Origin of the sequence: Cohnella luojiensis (assembly GCF_004564235.1) — a bacterium.
GTDB classification, from domain to species: Bacteria; Bacillota; Bacilli; order Paenibacillales; family Paenibacillaceae; genus Cohnella; species Cohnella luojiensis.
In genome coordinates, this window is record NZ_SOMN01000074.1 from 1 (window position 1) to 3,177 (window position 3,177).

3 protein-coding genes are annotated in these 3,177 nt (G+C 42.9%); 1 reads left to right on the forward strand and 2 read right to left on the reverse strand.

Going from position 1 to position 3,177, the window contains the following annotated elements:
- On the forward strand, nucleotides 1-338 hold a 338-nt coding region (locus E2980_RS23685; protein WP_135154675.1), incomplete at its 5' end, for an IS66 family transposase.
- A gap of 429 nt (nucleotides 339-767) precedes the next feature.
- On the opposite strand, the gene E2980_RS23690 is transcribed toward E2980_RS23685, so the two are convergent.
- On the reverse strand, nucleotides 768-1,139 hold the full coding sequence (locus tag E2980_RS23690; RefSeq protein ID WP_135154676.1) for a hypothetical protein: 372 nt from the start codon (nucleotides 1,137-1,139) through the stop codon (nucleotides 768-770).
- Between the two features lie 9 nt (nucleotides 1,140-1,148).
- The coding region (locus tag E2980_RS23695; protein WP_167747243.1) for an RHS repeat domain-containing protein at nucleotides 1,149-3,177 on the reverse strand (2,029 nt) is incomplete at its 5' end.

A 3,177-nucleotide genomic window follows, 5' to 3' on the forward strand; every position in this document is an offset into this window, starting at 1 on the left:
TTACTTACAGTCTAAATCAATGGGACAAGCTGTCGGAATTCCTTAGCGATGGGCGGCTTGAAATTGACAACAATAGAAGTGAACGCGCCATTAAACCCTTTGTTATCGGGCGCAAGAACTGGCTGTTCGCGAATACGCCTCGCGGCGCAAAGGCCAGCAGCATCGTCTACAGCGTCATTGAAACAGCCAAGGAAAACGGACTGAATCCGCTCCAATACTTGACATACCTATTTGAGCAGTTACCGCAGCTTCCTGATCCGAAAGATCCAGAAGCGTTAGACCGTTTACTACCATGGTCAACGTCGTTACCATTAACTTGCCGCGTATTTAAATCCTGATTTGATCATAGAACAGCCCTCATCTTGGCAACAAGGTGGGGGCTGTTTGACGCTTACCTTATCTGCTTTATTGCTTTTCACAGGAATTTCACGTTTACCTATTTTATAGACTAAGTTGTGTTCATCGAATTTTTCTAATAGGTCACTAATGTGTATCATATCACTCTCCTTATTCAAATTTCCAAAATGCTATTGCTTAAAATTACTTTAATTTAAGCTTTCAACTAACAATTGCTTAAGTATTCACCAGAGACACCCTGCCAGTCCTACTCCTGTTGGAGTTAGGACCTCTGCTTCGGCTACGGCACTTTAAAGGGTAAAGTTACCGAGTGGATTTGAACCACTTAGATTGTGCGACTGTGAGGCCTACAAAGAAACCACATGGAGTTGTTACACTCGCATGTGGTTAAAGCACATGGGGCCTATATCTTACTTGTTTAACCTTTTAAATATTTGTTGCTTGTCTGAAGAAAAACTACTTAAATCTGTACTAATTGATAAATCGTTTGTCTTTACGTCCAACAGTATATACCTTTTTTTATCGTCAAAGAAATATACAAATTTTTTCTTTTTCACATACTCAACAACATTATTAGCAACGACATCTTCCACAGCAGGTTTACTCATATCAAAAAGAGTTAATGTTTCTTTACCACTCGAATCATACCCTCCCAATAGCTGAAAAGTACCATCTCCAAAATAGTCGACCGTATCCTTTTCAGTTGGATATTTAAGTCGTGAATTTGAACAGGAAACCAAAATGCAACAAATAAGAACAAAAAGTATACTCTTTCTTACCATTCTATCACCTCAATTGAATATATCATTCACAATTATATAAGATGTAAATTTATTTAATGCAGTTGTCTCCTGACTGAAGAATGCAAGGTCATTGCCCAACCAAAACTTTAAATTTTCCCAGTCACCTTTCGTTAGATATTTAGAATAATCCCCCCACTTAAAATCATATACGTCATTTATCGACATAGATGTTGACCATTTTCCGTCTTTTTTCTTAAAACCATATATGCTGTAATTAAATTTATTTATTGCAGCATTTAGATCTCCGCTTTTAAATCTGTCACTTGCGCTTGTAATGGAAAAATACCCTTTACCGCTGTTTGTTGCTTTATTAATATAGTTATTCATAATAATTTTGTACTCTTTCGATTTACGAACAAGCTTGACCTCGTAGGATGTTTGATCGCTAAAAATCATTGTGCTTGGTTTATCTTGTAGTGAGTGTCTCAACAACTTTCCAGTCAACATAAATCCTTTGCTCTCGATAAACTTCGGAATGAGTATTTTTTTCCACACTTGTCTTTGAACATATTGTTGTTGGTCATTCAAAAATTTACCTGTTTTTTTAACTGGATACGTAACTGTATCCCATACATCTCCTAGAAAATTGTGACCAGTGAGATCAGTATACTTTAGTGGATTATTCCCTGTGTACGTATACAAATTCAACGTCAGCGGATTCTCAATCTCCCCTTCATACGTATCCTCACTAATAAACCGAGCAGGGCGAGGATCGTAGTAACGAGCTTGCAAATAGTAGTATTGCGTCTTCCTATCGAAATAGTATCCTGCATAACGGAATGGGTTTTCCTTGACGAGATCGGTGGTGATGTCTTCAGTTGGATCCGTTTCCTCCGTCAAGATGGCAGACAGATCCAAGGTTACGATCGGAGCTTCCGAAGATTCCTCTTCTATCGGAGCAGCGGTTTCTGTTGCTGCTTCTTCTTTGGTTCCTGCTCCTTTACTGTTGCCTTTTCCATTACCGTTCACGTTACCCGGATGGTAGTCCGGCTCTATATTCCCACTGTCGTCTTCCGGACCCTGCACCGAACCCGGGCTACCGTTACCTGTACCGAGATCGCCGATCCAGCCGATGCCTTCGCGTACACGTTCGCCATAGCGATTGTACATACGGGTGACGAGTCCCCAAGCATCGTATTCATAGCGGGCAGCGACGGTGCCGTCTTTGTCCGTCATGGCCATAACGTCACCGTGTCCATTATAGACATACCAGAACGTCTCGCCTTTGAAAGTGATGGACAGCGGACGGTCGTTCGCATCGAACGTATACGACTTCGTTACTTCGCCGAGTTCGTTCCGCTCTTCAGTAATGACCCATGTATCGCCTTTGTAGGTGAAGTTGGTCACATCCTGCGTTTCTCCAGTATGATTGTATTGCGTCTTGCTAGTACGTCGTCCCAGCATGTCGTACGCGTACTTCTCGCCAAAACCGTCCGGGAATGTCACTTTGGTCAGTTGTCCAAGCGCATTCCATTCGTATTTACTGCGGCTGTCGGTGAGCAGACTGCCTTGGTCGTCATACTTATAGTCGTATTCCTCGTAGCGGGTCAGGTTCTCCCGATGGACGAGTTGATTACGGGTATTATACGTATAATTCGTCCCGATAACGGTATATCCTTTACCGACTTCGCGGATGCGTTCGAAAAGTTTCGTGTGCTCGCCGGGCGGTAAATTGACTTCGCCATTGACGATATTATCAATAGCGGCCAAAATATGCTCCATTTGACCTGTCTCGAAGAGGGTATCAATGTCACTACCGCCTCCGAGCTTCTTGTAAAGGCCGAGCTTTTTGCCGTTACCTTTCTCTAGCGATTTCAGCCAGCCGCAGCCGCCGCCATTGTCGCTATTGTCTTTGCCGTTTCCGTTGCCATTCTCCTTATCCTTACCATTTCCATTGCCATTGCCATCGTTCCCTCCGCCGTTACCGTTTCCGCCGGAGTTTCCATTTCCATTACCGTTACTATTGCCGTTACCGCCGGAGCTATCGTTGCCTCCACTATTTCCATTACCACCGGAG